This is a genomic window from Streptomyces sp. CB03234 (genome assembly GCF_001905885.1).
Lineage (GTDB): Bacteria > Actinomycetota > Actinomycetes > Streptomycetales > Streptomycetaceae > Streptomyces.
Genome location: NZ_LIYH01000001.1, coordinates 1,053,020 through 1,071,490, shown reverse-complemented (window position 1 = coordinate 1,071,490; position 18,471 = coordinate 1,053,020). Strand labels below are relative to the sequence as shown.

General features: G+C 71.6%; 20 protein-coding genes and 1 riboswitch. Of the genes, 11 read left to right on the top strand and 9 right to left on the bottom strand.

Annotated features, from left to right (window positions below; genetic code table 11):
• The first annotated feature begins 31 nt into the window (after positions 1–31).
• Positions 32–145, top strand: a riboswitch (TPP riboswitch).
• From thiO to AMK26_RS04815, 6 genes are all read left to right on the top strand, one after another.
• Entirely contained in the window at positions 143–1,324 is a 1,182-nt protein-coding gene (gene thiO / locus AMK26_RS04840) for a glycine oxidase ThiO (protein WP_073753044.1), read from the top strand. Its footprint overlaps the riboswitch before it by 3 nt.
• Complete coding sequence (thiS, locus tag AMK26_RS04835) at positions 1,321–1,521, top strand: sulfur carrier protein ThiS (RefSeq protein WP_073752230.1); 201 nt, start codon at positions 1,321–1,323, stop codon at positions 1,519–1,521. Before thiO ends, thiS begins: the two co-directional genes overlap by 4 nt.
• A 3-nt stretch (positions 1,522–1,524) precedes the next feature.
• Positions 1,525–2,319, top strand: a complete 795-nt coding sequence (locus AMK26_RS04830; RefSeq protein WP_073752228.1) for a thiazole synthase — start codon at positions 1,525–1,527, stop codon at positions 2,317–2,319.
• A gap of 183 nt (positions 2,320–2,502) precedes the next feature.
• Positions 2,503–4,431, top strand: coding sequence for a Stk1 family PASTA domain-containing Ser/Thr kinase (pknB, locus tag AMK26_RS04825; protein WP_198943989.1), 1,929 nt, complete (start codon positions 2,503–2,505; stop codon positions 4,429–4,431).
• Positions 4,432–4,437: 6 nt separating this feature from the next.
• Positions 4,438–5,286, top strand: a complete 849-nt coding sequence (locus tag AMK26_RS04820; RefSeq protein WP_073752226.1) for a deoxyribonuclease IV — start codon at positions 4,438–4,440, stop codon at positions 5,284–5,286.
• A gap of 82 nt (positions 5,287–5,368) precedes the next feature.
• The gene (locus AMK26_RS04815; protein WP_079277441.1) at positions 5,369–5,977 is read left to right on the top strand and encodes a DUF4396 domain-containing protein; all 609 of its coding nucleotides are present in this window, start codon (positions 5,369–5,371) and stop codon (positions 5,975–5,977) included.
• Positions 5,978–5,996: 19 nt separating this feature from the next.
• Here AMK26_RS04815 and AMK26_RS04810 read toward each other — a convergent pair whose 3' ends face one another.
• Positions 5,997–6,629 carry a sulfite oxidase-like oxidoreductase gene (locus AMK26_RS04810; RefSeq protein ID WP_073752224.1) on the bottom strand — a complete coding sequence of 211 codons (633 nt, stop codon included), beginning with the start codon at positions 6,627–6,629 and terminating at the stop codon, positions 5,997–5,999.
• 157 nt (positions 6,630–6,786) lie between these two features.
• Here AMK26_RS04810 and bfr point away from each other — a divergent pair, with 157 nt between their 5' ends.
• Positions 6,787–7,266 (top strand): bacterioferritin, encoded by a 480-nt coding sequence (gene bfr, locus AMK26_RS04805; protein ID WP_073752222.1) that lies wholly within the window; start codon positions 6,787–6,789, stop codon positions 7,264–7,266.
• A gap of 11 nt (positions 7,267–7,277) precedes the next feature.
• Here the strand turns inward: bfr and AMK26_RS04800 are convergent, their stop codons facing one another.
• Together AMK26_RS04800 and AMK26_RS04795 are read right to left on the bottom strand one after the other, a co-directional pair.
• Positions 7,278–7,544, bottom strand: coding sequence for a (2Fe-2S)-binding protein (locus AMK26_RS04800; protein ID WP_073752220.1), 267 nt, complete (start codon positions 7,542–7,544; stop codon positions 7,278–7,280).
• 184 nt (positions 7,545–7,728) lie between these two features.
• The gene (locus tag AMK26_RS04795; RefSeq protein WP_073753038.1) at positions 7,729–9,075 is read right to left on the bottom strand and encodes a class II 3-deoxy-7-phosphoheptulonate synthase; all 1,347 of its coding nucleotides are present in this window, start codon (positions 9,073–9,075) and stop codon (positions 7,729–7,731) included.
• Between the two features lie 109 nt (positions 9,076–9,184).
• On the opposite strand from AMK26_RS04795, the gene AMK26_RS38670 reads away from it, so the two are divergent.
• Both AMK26_RS38670 and AMK26_RS04785 read left to right on the top strand, forming a co-directional pair.
• Positions 9,185–9,241, top strand: a complete 57-nt coding sequence (locus tag AMK26_RS38670; RefSeq protein ID WP_078912442.1) for a trp operon leader peptide — start codon at positions 9,185–9,187, stop codon at positions 9,239–9,241.
• A 111-nt stretch (positions 9,242–9,352) separates the two neighbouring features.
• Complete coding sequence (locus AMK26_RS04785; protein WP_073752216.1) at positions 9,353–11,224, top strand: anthranilate synthase family protein; 1,872 nt, start codon at positions 9,353–9,355, stop codon at positions 11,222–11,224.
• A 59-nt stretch (positions 11,225–11,283) separates the two neighbouring features.
• Here AMK26_RS04785 and AMK26_RS04780 read toward each other — a convergent pair whose 3' ends face one another.
• The 4 genes from AMK26_RS04780 to AMK26_RS04765 all read right to left on the bottom strand — a co-directional run bounded on the left by AMK26_RS04780 (position 11,284) and on the right by AMK26_RS04765 (position 15,089).
• Entirely contained in the window at positions 11,284–12,312 is a 1,029-nt protein-coding gene (locus AMK26_RS04780; protein ID WP_073752214.1) for a 6-phosphofructokinase, read from the bottom strand.
• Between the two features lie 125 nt (positions 12,313–12,437).
• Entirely contained in the window at positions 12,438–13,109 is a 672-nt protein-coding gene (locus AMK26_RS04775) for a response regulator (protein WP_073752213.1), read from the bottom strand.
• Positions 13,106–14,314 carry a MacS family sensor histidine kinase gene (gene macS, locus AMK26_RS04770; RefSeq protein WP_073752211.1) on the bottom strand — a complete coding sequence of 403 codons (1,209 nt, stop codon included), beginning with the start codon at positions 14,312–14,314 and terminating at the stop codon, positions 13,106–13,108. The genes AMK26_RS04775 and macS overlap by 4 nt, the downstream gene beginning before the upstream one ends.
• A gap of 28 nt (positions 14,315–14,342) precedes the next feature.
• Positions 14,343–15,089 (bottom strand): lysophospholipid acyltransferase family protein, encoded by a 747-nt coding sequence (locus AMK26_RS04765; protein WP_073752209.1) that lies wholly within the window; start codon positions 15,087–15,089, stop codon positions 14,343–14,345.
• 205 nt (positions 15,090–15,294) lie between these two features.
• Here AMK26_RS04765 and AMK26_RS04760 point away from each other — a divergent pair, with 205 nt between their 5' ends.
• Together AMK26_RS04760 and AMK26_RS04755 are read left to right on the top strand one after the other, a co-directional pair.
• Complete coding sequence (locus AMK26_RS04760) at positions 15,295–16,101, top strand: alpha/beta hydrolase (protein ID WP_073752200.1); 807 nt, start codon at positions 15,295–15,297, stop codon at positions 16,099–16,101.
• A complete protein-coding gene (locus AMK26_RS04755; protein ID WP_073752198.1) occupies positions 16,094–16,654 on the top strand; it encodes a hypothetical protein in 561 nt (186 codons plus the stop codon). Before AMK26_RS04760 ends, AMK26_RS04755 begins: the two co-directional genes overlap by 8 nt.
• 34 nt (positions 16,655–16,688) lie before the next feature.
• Here AMK26_RS04755 and AMK26_RS04750 read toward each other — a convergent pair whose 3' ends face one another.
• Together AMK26_RS04750 and AMK26_RS04745 are read right to left on the bottom strand one after the other, a co-directional pair.
• Positions 16,689–17,447, bottom strand: coding sequence for an endonuclease/exonuclease/phosphatase family protein (locus tag AMK26_RS04750; protein WP_073752196.1), 759 nt, complete (start codon positions 17,445–17,447; stop codon positions 16,689–16,691).
• A 73-nt stretch (positions 17,448–17,520) separates the two neighbouring features.
• Positions 17,521–18,462 (bottom strand): ROK family glucokinase, encoded by a 942-nt coding sequence (locus AMK26_RS04745; RefSeq protein WP_073752194.1) that lies wholly within the window; start codon positions 18,460–18,462, stop codon positions 17,521–17,523.
• Between the last annotated feature and the right edge of the window lie 9 nt (positions 18,463–18,471).

The window sequence follows — 18,471 nt, the reverse complement described above, 5'->3', positions numbered from 1 at the left end:
GGGTTGCGGGGTGGGGTTAGTCTGGCCACCGTAGAGCACTCGCGGGAGCCCGGACGCACTGGGCTGAGAGGGAGGCTGGGACGGCCTCCGACCGTACGAACCTGATCCGGGTCATGCCGGCGAAGGGAGGGGCTGGACGCCCATGCATCCACGTACGTCAGACGTCCTCGTCGTCGGGGGCGGAATCATCGGCCTGGTCACGGCCTGGCGGGCGGCGCAGCGCGGTCTGCGCACCGCCGTCGTCGACCCCGAGCCGGGCGGCGGGGCCGCGCAGGTCGCGGCGGGCATGCTCGCCGCGGTCACCGAGCTCCACTACGGCGAGGAGACGCTGCTCGGGCTCAACCTGGAGTCGGCGCGCCGCTATCCGGACTTCGTCGCCGAGCTCCGGGAGGCGGCCGGCGGGGTGGACGTCGCATACCGCGCGTGCGGCACGCTCGCCGTCGCCCTGGATGCCGACGACCGCGCCCATCTGCGGGAGCTGCACGCACTGCAGCACCGCTCGGGCCTGGAATCGGAGTGGCTGACCGGCCGCGAATGCCGCCGCCTGGAGCCCATGCTGGCGCCCGGCGTGCGCGGCGGGCTGCGGGTGGACGGCGACCACCAGGTCGATCCCCGGCGCCTGGCGACGGCTCTGCTGGCCGCGTGCGAGCGGGCCGGGGTGGTGGTCCACCGCGCCTGGGCGGAGCGGCTGCTGGTGGTACGGGACCGCGCGGCCGGGGTGCTCCTGAAGGACGGCACGGAGCTTGCCGCCGGCCAGGTGGTCCTGGCGGCGGGCAGCCTGAGCGGCCGGCTCGGCGGCGTACCCGACGAGGTGCTGCCGCCGGTACGGCCGGTCAAGGGGCAGGTGCTGCGGCTGTCCGTGCCCCGCGCGTACGCGCCTTTCCTGAGCCGTACGGTCCGGGCGGTCGTGCGCGGCAGCCATGTGTACCTGGTGCCGCGCGAGAACGGCGAGCTGGTCGTCGGCGCGACGAGCGAGGAGCTGGGCTGGGACACCACGGTCACGGCTGGCGGGGTGTACGAGCTGCTGCGCGACGCGCACGAGCTGGTGCCCGGCATCACCGAGCTGCCCCTGACCGAGACCCGCGCGGGGCTGCGGCCTGCCTCCCCCGACAACGCGCCGCTGCTCGGCCCCACCGCGCTGCCCGGTCTGCACCTGGCGACGGGGCACTACCGCAACGGGGTGCTGCTGACACCCGTCACCGGGGACGTGATGGCCACCGTGCTGACCACCGGGCAGCTCCCGGAGGAGGCCCAAGCCTTCGCCCCCGCCCGTTTCCCCTCCCCCGCCCCCTCTCCGTCCCTCTCCCCGGTTGGAGTGTCATGAACGTCTCCGTCAACGGCGAGGCCCGACGGCTCGCCGGCCCGACCACTCTCGACGCCCTGGTCGCCACCCTCACCTCGGCACCGTCCGGGGTCGCCGCCGCCGTCAACGAGACCGTCGTCCCGCGCAGCCAGTGGCCGGGGACGATGCTCGGCGAGGGCGACCGGGTCGAGGTCCTCACCGCGGTCCAGGGGGGCTGACCCATGGCCGACGACCGTCTCACCCTCGCCGGGACCACCTTCGACTCCCGGCTGATCATGGGCACGGGCGGGGCGCCCAGCCTCGACGTACTGGAACGCTCCCTGGCCGCCAGCGGCACGGAGCTGACGACCGTGGCGATGCGCCGCCTCGACCCGACCGTGCAGGGCTCCGTCCTGTCCGTCCTCGACAAGCTCGGCATCCGTGTGCTGCCGAACACGGCCGGCTGCTTCACCGCGGGCGAGGCCGTGCTGACGGCCCGCCTCGCGCGGGAGGCGCTCGGAACGGACTGGATCAAGCTGGAGGTCGTCGCGGACGAGCGGACGCTGCTGCCCGACCCGATCGAGCTGCTCGACGCCGCCGAGACGCTGGTCGACGACGGTTTCACCGTCCTGCCCTACACCAACGACGACCCTGTGCTGGCGCGCAAGCTGGAGGACGTCGGCTGCGCCGCGATCATGCCGCTGGGCTCCCCCATAGGCTCCGGCCTCGGCATCCGCAACCCGCACAACTTCCAGCTGATCGTGGAGCACGCGCGCGTGCCGGTGATCCTGGACGCGGGCGCGGGCACGGCGTCCGACGCGGCCCTGGCGATGGAGCTGGGATGCGCGGCCGTGATGCTCGCGTCGGCGGTGACGCGGGCCCAGGAGCCGGTCCTGATGGCGGAGGCGATGCGCCACGCGGTGGAGGCGGGCCGCCTGGCCCACCGGGCGGGCCGCATCCCGCGCCGCCACTTCGCGGAGGCATCGTCCCCGGTGGAGGGCCGGGCGGCGCTGGACCCGGAGCGGCCGGCGTTCTGACCGGTCCGCGATCTGACCGGCCCGCGTTCAACACCGGCCGGTGTTCTGACCGGCCGGTGTTCTGACCGGCCGGTGTTCTGACCGGCCGGGGGGTGCCGCCGGGTGTTACAGGTCGGCTGCAGTCCAGGCCGGGGCAGGTACGGGGCGGCGGGGCTGTCGGTGGGGGCTCGTAGACTCGGGCGGGTGGATACGACCCTGCACGACCCCCTCGTCGGCCAGCTGCTCGACGGCCGCTACCGGGTCGACGCGCGCATCGCCGTCGGTGGCATGGCCACCGTCTACCGGGCCCTCGACACCCGGCTCGACCGGGTGCTCGCCCTGAAGGTGATGCACCCGGCCCTCGCGACCGACGCGACGTTCGTGGAGCGGTTCATCCGCGAGGCCAAGTCCGTGGCGCGCCTGTCGCACCCCAATGTGGTCGGCGTCTTCGACCAGGGCGCCGACGGGGCGTACGTCTATCTGGCGATGGAGTACGTGGCCGGCTGCACCCTCCGCGACGCGCTGCGCGAGCGTGGCGCGCTCCAGCCCCGCGCGGCGCTGGACATCCTGGAGCCGGTGCTCGCCGCGCTGGGCGCCGCGCACCGGGCGGGGTTCGTCCACCGGGACATGAAGCCCGAGAACGTCCTGATAGGGGACGACGGCCGGGTCAAGGTCGCCGACTTCGGGCTCGTCCGGGCGGTCGGCGCGGCCACCAGCACCACCGGCTCGGTCCTGGGCACCGTGTCGTATCTGGCGCCCGAGCAGATCGAGCACGGCACCGCCGACACCCGCGCGGACGTGTACGCCTGCGGTGTCGTCCTGTACGAGATGCTGACCGGCGCCAAGCCGCACGCGGGCGACACGCCCGCCCAGGTCCTCTACCAGCACCTGAACGCGGACGTCCCGCCGCCCTCCGCCACCGTCCCCGGCCTCGCCGTCGACCTGGACGAGCTGGTGGCGAGCGCCACCGCCCGCAACCCCGACGTACGCCCGCCCGACGCGGTGGCACTCCTCGCCCAGGCCCGTGAGGCCCGCGCCGCGCTCGACGACGCCCAGCTCGACCTCGTACCGCCGCAGGCCCGTACCGAAAACCCCGGCGGTGGCTCGGAGGAACCCACCAGCGTGATCGCACGGGCCCTGCCCGGCGAGGAGGACGGCGTCCAGCGCACCAGCCGGCTGGCCATGCCCCCGCAGCCCGCTCCCGAGCCGGAGCGGGAGCCGCAGCCCCGCGCCCCCTTCGGCAACGCGCGGCGTGGCGTGCTCGCCGCCGTGGTCGCCGTGCTGCTCGTCCTGGGCGTCGGCGCGGGCGTCTGGTACATCAACTCGGGGCAGTTCACCCGGGTCCCCACCGTGCTCGGCCAGACCCAGGCCCAGGCGGAGAAGCGGCTCGCCGACGCCGGGCTGGACGTCAAGAGCGTCGAGCGGGACTACAGCAGCGCGTACAAGCGGGGCACCGTGATGGCCGCCTACCCCGCGCCCGGCGAGCGCGTCCGCGGCAACGGACCGGTGACCCTCACCATCTCCCGCGGCCCGAAGATCGTGAAGGTGCCGAACCTGAAGGGACTGCCGCTCGCCGACGCCAAGCGCGAACTCACCAAGGCCGGTCTCGCCTCCGGCGTCGTCACCCGGGCCTTCAGCCAGGAGTTCGAGCGAGGGACCGTGATCAGCACCGACCCGAAGGCCGGTACCGGGCGCAACCCCGACTCCGCGGTCGCCCTCGTCGTCAGCAAGGGCGCCCCGCTCGACGTCCCGGACGTCACCGGCGACACCGTCGAGGACGCCACCCGTACGCTGGAGGACGCCGGGCTCACCGTGAAGGTCGCCCCCGCGCGGGTCCACTCCACCGAGGCGGCGGGCAGCGTGGCCGCCCAGTCCCTCTCCGGGGGCAGCGAGGCCGCCAAGGGCGACACGATCACGCTCACCGTCTCCAAGGGCCCCCGCATGGCCGACGTCCCCGACGTCACGGGCGACCACGTCGACGACGCCAAGCGGGAGCTGGAAGGCGCCGGCTTCGAGGTGAAGGTCGAGAAGAGCTTCCCCTTCCTCGGCGACACCGTGGAGAGCCAGTCCGTCAGCGGCGGCGACCGGGCCCCCGAGGGCAGCACCATCACCATCAAGACCAAGGGACTGTAAGAGCACATGAGGAACCCCGTCGGCGGCCATGTCCCCGTGGCCGGCGGCCTCGCGAAGACCGGCCTCACCTACGCCCGCGAGATCGGCGCCGAAGCCGTCCAGGTCTTCGTCGCCAATCCGCGCGGCTGGGCCACGCCCGCCGGAAACCCGGTCCAGGACGAGCTGTTCCGCGACGAGTGCGCCGTCGAGGGCATACCCGCGTACGTCCACGCCCCTTACCTGATCAACTTCGGCTCCCACACCGAGGCGACCGTCGAGTTCTCCGTGGCGTCCCTGCGCCACTCGCTGCGCCGCGCCCGCGACATCGGCGCCCTCGGCGTGGTGGTCCACACCGGCTCGGCGACCGGCGGCCGCCCCCGGGAGGAGGCTCTCGCGCAGGTACGCACGCACATGCTGCCGCTGCTGGACGAACTGACCCACGACGACGACCCGTTCCTGCTGCTGGAGTCGACGGCCGGGCAGGGCGCCTCGCTGTGCTCCCGCACCTGGGACTTCGGCCCGTACTTCGAGGCGCTCGACGCCCACCCCAAGCTGGGCATCTGCCTGGACACCTGCCACATCTTCGCGGCCGGGCACGACCTGGCCGGGGAGCACGGCGTACGGCAGACCCTGGACCTGCTGGTCGACACGGTCGGCGAGGGCCGGCTGAAGCTGATCCACGCCAACGACTCCAAGGACGTCGTGGGCGCCCACAAGGACCGTCACGCGAACATCGGCGCGGGCCACATCGGCGAGGAGCCGTTCCGCGAGCTGATGTGCCACCCGGCGACCGAGGGCGTCCCCCTGGTCATCGAGACGCCCGGCGGCAAGGAAGGGCACGCGGCCGACATCGAGCGGCTGAAGAAACTCCGCTGAGGCGTTGAGGAATACCCCAGGGGGGTATACGGTTCCTGCTGTCGGCAGGAACCGCTACCGCCACATGACCTTGGGGGCTCTCATGCAGCACGAAAGTCACACCCAGCACGGCGAACACGCGCACCAGCAGAACCACGGGCACCAGCAGAACCACGAGCCCGAGCAGCACCGCTTGCCCGAGCAGCACCACGAGCACGAGCAGCACCACGAGCACGAGCACCACCAGCACCACCACCAGCACGCCACCGGCGGCAAGGTCAGCTGGTCCATGGCCGCCAAGGCCACCCTCCACTGCCTCACCGGCTGCGCCATCGGCGAGGTTCTCGGCATGGTCATCGGTACGGCCCTGGGCTGGTCCACCGTGCCGACCATGGCCCTCGCGATCACCCTGGCCTTCTTCTTCGGCTACGCGCTCACCCTGCGCGGCATCCTCAGGGCCGGCGTCGACTTCAGGACCGCCTTCCGGGTGGCCCTCGCCGCCGACACCCTGTCCATCGCCGTCATGGAGCTGATCGACAACGGCGTCCTCGCCCTCTGGCCGGGCGCCATGGACGCGCACCTCACCGACGCGTTCTTCTGGGGCGTGCTGGCCTTCGCCCTCTTCGCCGCCTTCCTCATCACCACACCCGTCAACAAGTGGATGATCGGCCGCGGCAAGGGGCACGCGGTGGTGCACCAGTACCACCACTGACGAGTACCACCCAGGGGTATCAGAGCTCCGGGCCGTCCCCCGGCTCCTCCTGGTACGAGTACCTCTGTTCCGTCCACGGGTCGCCGATGTTGTGATAGCCGCGCTCCTCCCAGAAGCCGCGGCGATCGGCGGTCATGTACTCCACGCCCCGGACCCACTTGGGCCCCTTCCAGGCGTACAGGTGCGGCACGACGAGCCGCAGCGGGAAACCGTGCTCGGCGGTGAGCAGCTCACCGTCCTTGTGCGTGGCGAAAATCGTTCGCTCGGAGGCGAAGTCGGCGAGCCGCATGTTGGCACTGAACCCGTACTCGGCCCACACCATCACATGCGTGGCATTGGCGGCCGGCGGCGCCAGTTCCAGGATCGTACGGGCGGGGACCCCGCCCCATTCGGCCCCCAGCATGCTGTACTTCGTCACGCAGTGCAGGTCGGCCACGACCGTGGAGAACGGCAGCGCCGAGAACTCCTCGTGGTTCCAGCAGTGCTTGTCGCCATTGGCGGTGGCCCCGAAGACCCGGAACTCCCAGCGGTCGGGCTTGAACTTGGGGACCGGCCCGTAGTGGGTGACCGGCCAGCCGCGCTGAAGCCGCTGCCCCGGTGGAAGCTCGGACTCCCCTGCTGCCCGGTGTTCCCCGCTCCCTGGCTGACCCATGACTCAATGGTGACAGACCGGGAAGGGTGGTCATGACACAGGCACGAGGCAGATTCGGGCAACTCCTACTAAGCGTGCACTTACTGGACGCTCCTCTCCAGCGGTGCGAGGATGCGCGGCATCTGCCCCTTTCACACGCGCGGAAGGAGCCTCTGCGATGCAGGGCGACCCCGAGGTCATCGAGTTCCTCAACGAGCAGCTGACCGCCGAGCTCACGGCGATCAACCAGTACTTCCTGCACGCGAAGATGCAGGAGAACTTCGGGTGGACGAAGCTCGCCAAATACACCCGTGCGGAGTCGTTCGACGAGATGAAGCACGCCGAGGTCCTCACCGACCGGATCCTCTTCCTCGAAGGGCTGCCGAACTACCAGCGGCTCTTCCACGTCCGCATCGGCCAGACGGTCACGGAGATGTTCCAGGCGGACCGGCAGGTCGAGGTGGAGGCCATCGACCGGCTCAGGCGCGGCATCGAGGTCATGCGCAACAAGGGCGACATCACGTCCGCGAACATCTTCGAGTCGATCCTGGCCGACGAGGAGCACCACATCGACTACCTCGACACCCAGCTGGAACTGGTCGACAAGCTCGGTGAGGCGCTCTACCTCGCCCAGCTGATCGAGCAGCCGGACAGCTGAGCCCGCCGGGCCTAGGCGGCCTCGCGCAGCTCCACGGCGTCCACGGCGACCACGGCTTCGGCGGCCGTGAGCGCGGGCTTGCCCTGATCCACCAGCTCGCGCCGCGGGCAGTTGCCGCGGCCGAGGATCGCCTGGATGCGGCGTACGCAGGATCCGCAGTCCGTGCCGGCCTTGCAGGCCGACGCTATCTGGCGGGGCGTGCAGGCGCCGGCGTCCGCGTGTTCCTTGACCTGCTTCTCGGTGACACCGAAGCACGAGCAGACGTACACGCGGTTCACCTCCCTGCGGGGATCGACGGGACGGGTTACGGGGACCCCGCCCTTGATCGGTGAGGCTAACCTAACCTTACCCGTAGCCCACGGCGCGCAAAAGCCCGGGAAATGGCGATGGGGCGCGGATCACATGGATCCGCGCCCCATCGGCACGTCAAGGCTGTATTCAGCCAAGATCAACGATCACCGGTCACTGATCGCGGTACATCTCCGCCACCAGGAACGCCAGGTCCAGCGACTGGCTGCGGTTGAGCCGCGGGTCGCAGGCCGTCTCGTAGCGCTGGTGCAGGTCGTCGACGAAGATCTCGTGGCCGCCGCCCACGCACTCGGTGACGTCGTCACCGGTCAGCTCCACGTGGATGCCGCCCGGGTGCGTACCGAGCTCCTTGTGGACCTCGAAGAAGCCCTTGACCTCGTCGAGCACGTCGTCGAAACGGCGCGTCTTGTGGCCGGAGGCCGCCTCGAAGGTGTTGCCGTGCATCGGGTCGGTCACCCAGGCCACCGTGGCACCGGAGGCGGTGACCTTCTCGACCAGCTCGGGGAGCTTGTCGCGGACCTTGTCGGCGCCCATGCGGACGATGAAGGTCAGCCGGCCCGGCTCCCGGTCGGGGTCGAGGCGGTCGACGTACGTCAGCGCCTCGTCGACCGTGGTCGACGGGCCGAGCTTGATGCCGATCGGGTTGCGGATCTGCGACGCGAACTCGATGTGCGCGCCGTCGAGCTGGCGGGTGCGCTCACCGATCCAGACCATGTGGCCCGAGGTGTCGTACAGCCGGCCCGTGCGGGAGTCGACGCGGGTCAGCGCCGACTCGTAGTCCAGCAGCAGCGCCTCGTGCGAGGCGTAGAACTCGACCGTGCGGAACTCGGCCGGGTCGGTGCCACACGCCTTCATGAAGTTCAGCGCGTTGTCGATCTCCCGCGCCAGCTGCTCGTAGCGCTGGCCCGACGGCGACGACTTCACGAAGTCCTGGTTCCAGGCGTGCACCTGGCGCAGGTCGGCGTAGCCGCCGGTGGTGAAGGCGCGCACCAGGTTCAGCGTCGAGGCCGACGCCTGGTACATGCGCTTGAGCCGCTCCGGGTCCGGGATCCGCGCCTCTTCGGTGAAGGCGAAGCCGTTGACGGAGTCGCCCCGGTACGTCGGCAGCGTCACGCCGTCGCGCGTCTCGGTCGGCTTGGAGCGCGGCTTGGAGTACTGGCCCGCGATCCGCCCCACCTTCACGACGGGGACGGAGGCGGCGTACGTCAGCACGGCGCCCATCTGGAGCAGGGTCTTGAGCTTGTTACGGATGTGGTCGGCCGACACGGCGTCGAAGGCCTCGGCGCAGTCGCCACCCTGAAGCAGGAACGCCTCGCCCCTGGCGACGGCTCCCATCCGGGCGCGCAGCTGGTCGCACTCGCCCGCGAAGACGAGCGGCGGATACGACTCGAGGTCCGCGATCACATCGCGCAGAGCCTCGGCATCCGGGTACTCGGGCTGCTGCGCCGCGGGAAGGTCTCGCCAGGTGTTGCCACCGCTTGCGGTGGACTTAGCGTTCACGGTCACCTGCACAACCTTACGGGGTCTTCCCATACGTCCAGCTGGCCGCTCACCTGATGAGACAACGAATCTTGAAGGTTCTGGGGTTCCATGCGGTAGGGTGCGGCCCATGTTCGCGCTTTCGACCCAGAACTGGTGGTGGACCGCTCATCCGGCGGCCCACTGACTGCGCGTACACCGACACACGCGAAGGCCGCCCGAGGGGCGGCCTTCTTCCGTTTCGTACGGGCCGTTCCTCCCCACCTGGACATCCGTCCACCTGGAAGGAACACATCCGATGGACCTCACTCGGCTGCTCGACGACTCCTGCCCGCCCTTCGCCCTGCTGCGCCGCCGCACCCCCGGTCGGGACCACGACACCGTCGAGGTGCTGATCGGCGCCGTGCACGAGGCCGGGCGCCTGGCCGAGATCCCCGTCGGGGACCGGCCTTCCCTCGCCCTGGTGCCGTTCCGGCAGCTGCGGGAGCGGGGCTTCGACGTGCGGGACGACGGCACGCCGCTGTCCGTGCTGGTCGCCGACGAGGCGTACGAGCTGCCGCTCGCCGACGCGCTGGAGCAGCTTCCGGCGCACGACGTGACGGTCGAGGACGGTGCCTTCGACGTGTCCGACGAGGAGTACGCGGGGACCGTGCGCCGCGTCATCGAGGACGAGATCGGGCGCGGCGAGGGGGCGAACTTCGTCATCCGCCGTACGTACACCGGCACGATCCCCGGGTTCGGGCGGCGTGACGCGCTGGCGCTGTTCCGCCGGCTGCTGGCCGGCGAGCGGGGCGCGTACTGGACCTTCGTCGTGCACACCGGGGAGCGCACGCTGGTCGGGGCGAGCCCCGAGGTGCACGTCCGCATGTCGGGCGGGACGGTCACCATGAACCCGATCAGCGGCACCTACCGCTATCCGGCCGGCGGGCCGACTCCCGAGGGCCTGCTGACGTTTCTCGCCGACCGGAAGGAGACCGACGAACTCTCCATGGTGGTGGACGAGGAGCTGAAGATGATGTGCACGGTCGGCGACATGGGCGGGGTGGTGATCGGGCCGAGACTCAAGGAGATGGCGCACCTCGCGCACACCGAGTACGAGCTGCGGGGCCGGTCCTCCCTGGACGTACGGGAGGTGCTGCGCGAGACGATGTTCGCGGCCACCGTCACCGGGTCGCCCGTCCAGAACGCCTGCCGGGTCATCGAGCGCCACGAGAGCAGGGGCCGCGGCTACTACGCGGGCGCCCTGGCGCTCCTCGGTACGGACGCGGGCGGGGCGCAGACCCTGGACTCGCCGATCCTGATCCGTACCGCCGACATCTCGGCCGCCGGCCGGCTGCGCGTCCCGGTCGGCGCCACGCTGGTGCGGCACTCGGATCCGGCGGGTGAGGTCGCCGAGACGCACGCCAAGGCGGCGGGCGTCCTGGCGGCGCTGGGGGTACGCCCCGGGCGGCCGCGCGAGGAGGCGGTACGGCCCCGGCTGGCCGACGATCCGCGTGTACGGGCGGCCCTGGACGCGCGGCGGGCGGACCTGGCGCCGTTCTGGCTGAAGATGCAGAGCCCGTCCGCCGAGCTGACCGGGCACGCCCTGGTGGTCGACGGCGAGGACACGTTCACCGCGATGCTCGCGCACCTGCTGCGCTCCTCGGGCCTGGACGTCACGGTCCGGAGGTTCGACGAGCCGGGGCTGCGGGAGGCGGCGCTCGCGCACGAGGGCCCGGTGGTGCTGGGGCCCGGCCCCGGTGACCCCGGAGACCTGACCGACCCGAAGATGTGCTCGCTGCGGGCGCTGGCCGCCGATCTCGTACGCGGTCATCGTCACGGGCTGCTGGGCGTGTGCCTCGGCCACGAGCTGATCGCCGCCGAGCTGGGCCTGCCGATCGTGCGCAAGGCGGTGCCCTTCCAGGGCGCACAGGTGCGGATCGACCTCTTCGGTACGGAGGAGACGGTCGGGTTCTACAACAGCTTCACCGCCCGGTGCGACGAGGAGACGGTCACCGAGCTGGCGGCGCACGGCGTCGAGGTGAGCCGCGACCCGGTGACCGGCGAGGTGCACGCGCTGCGTGGGCCGGGCTTCGCGGGCGTGCAGTTCCATCCCGAGTCGGTGCTGACGCTGCGGGGCGCTTCGGTGGTCCGGGACCTGGTGCGGGCGCTGGACGTCAGCCGGAGGTGAAGGGGCCGGGCTCACGGGCCGGGAGCCGCGCGCGCCCGGCCCAGGGCACGAGGGTGGGCTCAGCCGAAGAAGACCCCGACCTCCTCGTACAGCTTCGGGTCCACCGTCTTCAGCCGCGCGGTCGCCTCGGCGATCGGTACGCGGACGATGTCCGTGCCGCGCAGGGCGACCATCGTGCCGAAGTCGCCGTCCCGCACGGCGTCGATCGCGTGCAGACCGAACCGGGTGGCCAGCCAGCGGTCGAAGGCGCTGGGGGTGCCGCCGCGCTGGACGTGTCCGAGGACGGTGGTGCGGGCCTCCTTCCCGGTCCGCTTCTCGATCTCCTTGGCGAGCCACTCGCCGACCCCCGAGAGCCGGACGTGGCCGAAGGAGTCCAGCGTCTCGTCCTTGAGGACCATGTCGCCGTCCCTCGGCATCGCCCCCTCGGCGACGACGACGATCGGCGCGTACGACGCCCGGAAGCGGGAGGTCACCCAGGAGCAGACCTGCTCGACGTCGAAGCGCTGCTCGGGGATGAGGATGACGTTGGCGCCGCCGGCGAGGCCCGAGTGCAGGGCTATCCAGCCGGCATGACGCCCCATCACCTCCACGACCAGGACACGCATATGGGACTCGGCGGTGGTGTGGAGGCGGTCGATGGCCTCGGTCGCGATGCCGACCGCCGTGTCGAAGCCGAAGGTGTAGTCGGTGGCGGACAGGTCGTTGTCGATGGTCTTCGGTACGCCGACGCACGGGATGCCGTACTCGTCGCTCAGGCGCGCGGCGACGCCGAGGGTGTCCTCGCCGCCGATCGTGATCAGCGCTTCCACGTCGTGCTCGGCGAGGGTGTCCTTGATGCGGCGGACACCGTCCTTCACCTTGAGGGGGTTGGTGCGCGAGGAGCCGAGGATGGTGCCGCCGCGCGGCAGGATGCCGCGCACGGCAGGGATGTCGAGGCGTACGGTGTCGCCCTCCAGGGGGCCGCGCCAGCCGTCCCGGAAGCCGGTGAAGGAGTAGCCGTACTCCTGGACGCCCTTGCGGACGATGGCGCGGATGACCGCGTTGAGACCGGGGCAGTCGCCGCCCCCGGTCAGTACTCCGACCCGCATGGATACTTCCCTTCGCCGTCACGGAGACGCACACGGAGACGTACACGGGCCACGCTAATGGTGACCTGCGTCACTCCGGGACGGTACGAAAGGTGAATTCCAGGCAGGCGTAGGAGAGTTACGCGCTACGCGTCGTCGAGGCCGCGTTCTATCGCGTACCGCACCAGCTCGACGCGGTTGTGGAGCTGGAGCTTGCCGAGCGTGTTCTGGACGTGGTTCTGGACGGTGCGGTGCGAGATGACCAGGCGCTCGGCGATCTGCTTGTAGCTCAGGCCCTTGGCGACCAGCCGCAGCACCTCGGTCTCGCGCTCGGTGAGCTGCGGGGCCTTCGGCTCGTCCGCGCCGGTCGCCGGCAGCGGCTCGGAGGCCAGCCGGCGGTACTCTCCGAGGACCAGGCCCGCCAGGCCCGGCGTGAAGACCGGGTCGCCGACGGCCGTCCGGCGCACGGCGTCGAGCAGCTCATCGGTGCTGGCCGACTTCAGGAGGTACCCGGTCGCGCCGGACTTCACCGCCTCCAGTACGTCGGCGTGCTCGCCGCTCGCGGAGAGCACCAGCACCCGCAGGGCGGGGTTGGCGGCGACGAGCTCCTTGCAGACCTGGACGCCGGGCTTGGCCGGCAGATTCAGGTCGAGGACCAGCACGTCGGGGCGGGTGGCCTGGGCGCGGCGCACGGCCTGCTCGCCGTCGCCGGCCGTGGCGACCACGTCGAACCCGGCCTCGGCCAGGTCGCGGGCGACCGCGTCCCGCCACATCGGGTGGTCGTCGACCACCATCACCTTGATCTGCTGCTCGCTCATTTCCCTGCCTTCCCCCGTGAAACCCTTGGAACCTTCAGTTCGACTTCCGTGCCCTGCCCCGGGACGGAGACCAGCTCGGCGGTGCCGCCCAGGTCCCGGAGCCTGCCCCGGATGGACTGCGCGACGCCGAGCCGCCCTTCGCCTTCCGCCTGCGCGAGCCGCCCGTCCGGGATGCCCGGCCCGTCGTCCCGGACCGTGACGATCACCTCGTCCGGCCAGTCCTCGACCAGGATCCACGCCCGGGCACCGTCGCCCGCGTGTCTGCGGACATTGTCCAGGGCGGCACTGACAGCGGCCGCGAGCTCCCTCGCCGCACCGGGCGCCAGCAGCACCGGAGCGCCCGGTTCCGAGAAGGTCACCCGGGCCCCGGCGTGCGGGGCGAGCAGGGCGCGCAGGTCGGCCGGGCCGTCGTCGTCCGGTTCGTCCACCTCGCGGACGACGGCGCCCAGCGACTCGTCCTCCGAGACGCGCGAGGTACGGGTCAGGCCGCCCGCGACCAGGGTGCGCAGCGCGACCTCCTGCTCCCCCGCCATCCGGCCGAGCTCGGCGGCCTCGCCGCCCAGGGCCGTGCCCCGGCGCTGGACCATGGCCAGTACCTGGAGGACCGAGTCGTGGATGTCGCGGGCCAGCCGCTCCCGCTCCCGGGTGGCCGCCTCGATCTCCAGGGCCCGCGCGAGGGTCCGTTCGGAGGCGCGGGCGACTTCGACGACGTAACCGATCGCTATGGAGGCGACCCACACCAGCAGCACATTGTGCAGGGTGTCCCGGCTGGGGTGGCCGCGCTCGACGATGTTGGCGACGGCGACCAGGGACGAGGCGAAGGCGGCCCAGCGCCAGCCGCCCTTGATGGCGTACGCGAGGACCGAACCGGCCGTCCAGATGGTCGGCAGCGTCGGGCCGTCGAACGACTGGGCGTGCACGTCGGCGAGCGGGGTGAGCAGGATGCCGGTGAGGGCGACGGTCAGGTCGGCGACGAGGAACCGCTTGGTGCAGCTGGTGGCGCCGGCCACCTTGGGGAGCGTGGCCAGCGTCCAGACGGACATGACGGCGAGGAACGCGACGGCGACCCACGGGCGCTCGAACTTCTCCCGGCTGGAGATGAAGAGGAGCACCGCGTACGCCATGGTGAGGACGCGGTAGGCGGTCAGAGCCCGCCACAGCGGCTGCTCGACGGACATGCGGACGACACGCTCGCGCCTGGCCAACTCCCCCACCCCCGGACGAACGGCGCGCTTACGCGCCGGACTGTTCGCGCTCGGCCTTCGCCGCTTCCTTCGCCGCTTCCTTCGCAGCTTCCTTCGCCGCCTTCTCCGCGTCGGCGATCTGCCGCTTGGCCGCCGTCGCGTAGATGTCCACGTACTCCTGGCCGGACAGCTTCATGATCTCGTACATCACCTCGTCGGTGACCGAGCGCAGGATGAAGCGGTCGCCGTCCATGCCCTGGTAGCGGCTGAAGTCCAGGGGCTTCCCGATCCGGATCCCCGGGCGCATCAGCTTGGGGATGACCTTGCCGGGCGGCTGGATCTTCTCGGTGTCGATCATCGCGACCGGGATGACCGGCGCGCCGGTGGCCAGCGCCACGCGCGCGAGGCCACCGGGCTTGCCCCGGTAGAGCCGGCCGTCCGGCGAACGGGTGCCCTCCGGGTAGATGCCGAAGAGCTCACCGCGCTCGATGACCTCGATACCGCTCTTGATCGCGGCCTCGCCGGCGCCGCGCGCACCCGAGCGGTCCACGGGCAGCTGGCCGACGCCCTTGAAGAACGCGGCGGTGAGCTTGCCCTTCACACCGGGCGAGGTGAAGTACTCCGCCTTGGCGATGAAGGTCACCTTGCGGTCCAGGACCGCCGGCAGGAAGAAGGAGTCGGAGAAGGAGAGGTGGTTGCTCGCGAGGATCGCCGGCCCCTCGGCGGGAATGTTCTCGAGGCCCTCCACCCAGGGCCTGAAGGCAAGCTTCAGCGACCCCCCGATGGAGAACTTCATTGCGCCGTAGATCAACTCGAATGCCTCCTGTGTTCCGTCGATCAGACCTTAACCCGAGCGGGGCCCCCGATCCCGCCCGCCGCCGTGCGCGGGCTCTCCCGTGGCCGTGCGGGGGCGGCGACGGCTCTGGTCGGTGTCAGTCCGGTCGCGTACGGTGAAGTACACCTTTCCCGAGAACCGTCGAACCCCCGAACAGGAGACCCCGGTGCCGGTCCTCCCTGGAGCCGAGCCGTACCGCCACGAGGGCGGAGAGGTCGGCGTGCTGCTCTGTCACGGCTTCACCGGTTCGCCGCAGTCGCTGCGGCCCTGGGCCGAACATCTGGCCGAGCGCGGCCTGACCGTGTCGCTGCCGCTGCTTCCCGGGCACGGCACGCGCTGGCAGGACATGCAGGTCACCAGCTGGCAGGACTGGTACGCCGAGGTGGACCGCGAGCTGCGCACGCTGCTGGAGCGGTGCCGCCACGTCTTCGTCTTCGGCCTGTCCATGGGCGGCGCCCTGACGCTGCGGCTCGCCGCCAAGCACGGGGACGCCGTGGCGGGCATCGCTCTTGTGAACCCGGCGAACAAGGTCCACGGCCTCGCCGCCCACGCGCTGCCCGTGGTGCGCCACCTCGTCCCGTCGCAGCCCGGCATCGCGAGCGACATCGCCAAGGAGGGCGTGGCGGAGATCGGCTACGACCGGGTGCCGCTGCACGCCGCGCACTCGCTGCGGCAGTTCCTCCGGATCGTCGACCGCGAGCTCCCGCAGGTCACCCAGCCGGTGCTGCTGCTGCACAGCCCGCAGGACCATGTCGTACCGCCCGCCGACTCGGCGCGGATCCTCAGCAGGATCTCCTCCACGGACGTCAAGGAGATCCTGCTGGAACAGAGCTACCACGTGGCGACGTTGGACCATGACGCGGAGCGGATCTTCGAGGAGAGTCACGCGTTCGTCGGGCGGCTCACTCCGGGTGTGGGCACGACGGGGTCCCCCATGCCGGAGGGCCGGGGAGGGAGCACGACCGGTGGCTGAACAGCACGACTCGGACAAGAGAGACGAGCAGCCGTTCGACGAGGAGGCGGCCTGGGCGGCAATCGTCGCCGGGTACGGCGAGGAGCCGGCGGACCCCCCGGGCGCCAAGCCGTTCAAGTCCATCGAGGACCTGGCCCTGCTGGAGGACGACGTCAACGACGTACCGGAGAGCACCTCGGCGGAGCCCTCGAAGCCGGACAAGCCGCTCGGCAGCTCCGTGGTGTTCGCCCCGGGCGTCGGCACGGGCGGTCCGCGCGACTACGAGGTGGCCGAGCCGAAGGACGACGACCTCGACGACACCGACGAGGGGCATTTCGTGCCGCCGGAGCCGCCGCCGCTGCCGGAGGCCGACGCGACCGCCAAGTTCGCCTGGCTCGGGGTCATCGGCGGCCCGGTGCTGATGTTGGTCGCCGTGATACTGCGGTGGGACATGACCTGGTGGCTGACGACGCTCTGCATCGGCGGCTTCCTGGGCGGCTTCGCCACCCTGGTGGCCCGGATGCGCAGCGACGACGAGGACGACGACGACCCGGGCCGCGGGGCGGTCGTCTGATCTTCACGGCCGCCCTCGTACGGCTGCGCCGGGGTCACCCGGCCGGTACGCGGAGCGCCGCGAGCACCGGAAGGTGGTCCGTGGCCGCCCTGAGGTCCGCGTCGTCCAGGCCCGGCACGTCCTGTGGGCGCGGGACGCCGCAGCCCAGCACCTCGATCCCCTTGGTGGCGAAGACCGCGTCGATCCGCTGATGCGGGTCCCCCGGGGTCGAGGTGTGCTCGCCGCCCCAGGGCCGTACGGTCCAGCAGTCCTGCAGCTCGGCCGCCAGCCGCCGGAACGAGCGCCCGTCGGGCCGCTCGTTGATGTCACCGGCCGCGATCGCGTGCGGCACGTCGAGAGCGGCCAGCCGGTCGAGGAGCATCCCGGCCTGGGCGTACCGCTCGCGGGCCTGGAGGCTCAGGTGGCAGCTGAGCAGGCCGAGGCGGGCGCCCCCGATCCGTACGACCGCGGTCGCGAAGCCGCGCCGGTGCAGGCCGGGGGTGAGCGGCAGCAGCACGTCCTCCGTGCGCTCGGCGGTCACCCGCAGCGAGCACAGCAGCAGCGGCCCGGACGCGGTCGCGCCGCCGCTCAGCGTCACCAGCTCGCTCTTCGCGGCCAGCCGCGCCGCGTGCTTGCGCCAGCGGAAGAAGCGGGGCGCCTCCTGCACGAAGACGAGGTCGGGCGCGCAGGCCCGGATCACGCGCGCCAGCGCGTCCTCGTCGTCCCGCATCGAGCGGATGTTGTAGCTGAGGACCCGGATCACGGCCGAACCGTCCGGCTCGGTGCGCGAGTTGGGCAGTTCGGTGATCGGCATACGAGCACGATATGACGGTGCCCGCCGCATCCGGGCGAGGACGCGGCGGGCACCGTTCACACGTACGTGGGGCTCAGCCCTGGCGGGCCAGGTCCGCCGCGCCGACCAGGCCGGCCTTGCCGCCCAGCTGGGCGGCGAGCACCTGGGCGTGCGGCCGCCACTGGCCGCCGATCAGCCAGCGCCGGAACGACTTGCGGATCGGGTCGAGGACCAGCTCGCCCTCGTCCGACACCCCACCGCCCACGATGAACGCCGACGGGTCGAACAGCGAGGCCAGGTCGGCCAGGCCCGCGCCGGCCCAGCGGGCCAGCTCCCGGAACGAGTCGACGGCCACGGGGCAGCCCTGACGGGCGGCCTCGGAGACGTGCTTGCCCTCGATGCCCTCGGGGGTGCCGTCGCCGAGCCCCAGCAGGATCGTGGCGTTCTCCGGGGTGGCGTTGGCGCGCTGCTTGGCGTACCGCACCAGGGCGCGGCCCGACGCGTACTGCTCCCAGCAGCCCTGGCTGCCGCACCCGCACAGCAGGCCGTCCGGGACGACCCGGATGTGGCCGAACTCGGCGGCCACGCCGAAGCGGCCGCGGCGCAGCTTGTTGCCGATGATGATGCCGCCGCCGAGACCGGTACCGAGGGTGATGCAGATGACGTCCTCGTGGCCCTTGCCCGCACCGAACTTGTACTCGCCCCAGGCCGCGGCGTTCGCGTCGTTCTCCACGACCACCGGCAGGCCGACGCGCTGTTCGACCTTGTCCTTCAGCGGCTCGTGGCGCCAGTCGATGTTCGGCGCGAAGAGGACCGTGGCGCGCTTGTCGTCGACGTACCCGGCGGCACCGATGCCGACCGCCTCGATGTCGTGGCCCTTGCCGGCCTCGGAGACGGCCGCGCAGATCGCGTCGACGATGCCTTCGGCGGTCGGCGGGGTGGGCACCTTGTGGGTGTCGAGGATCGTGCCCTCCTCGTCGACCACTCCGGCCGCGATCTTCGTGCCGCCGATGTCGACGCCGATGGTGAGTCCCATGTGTCCCTC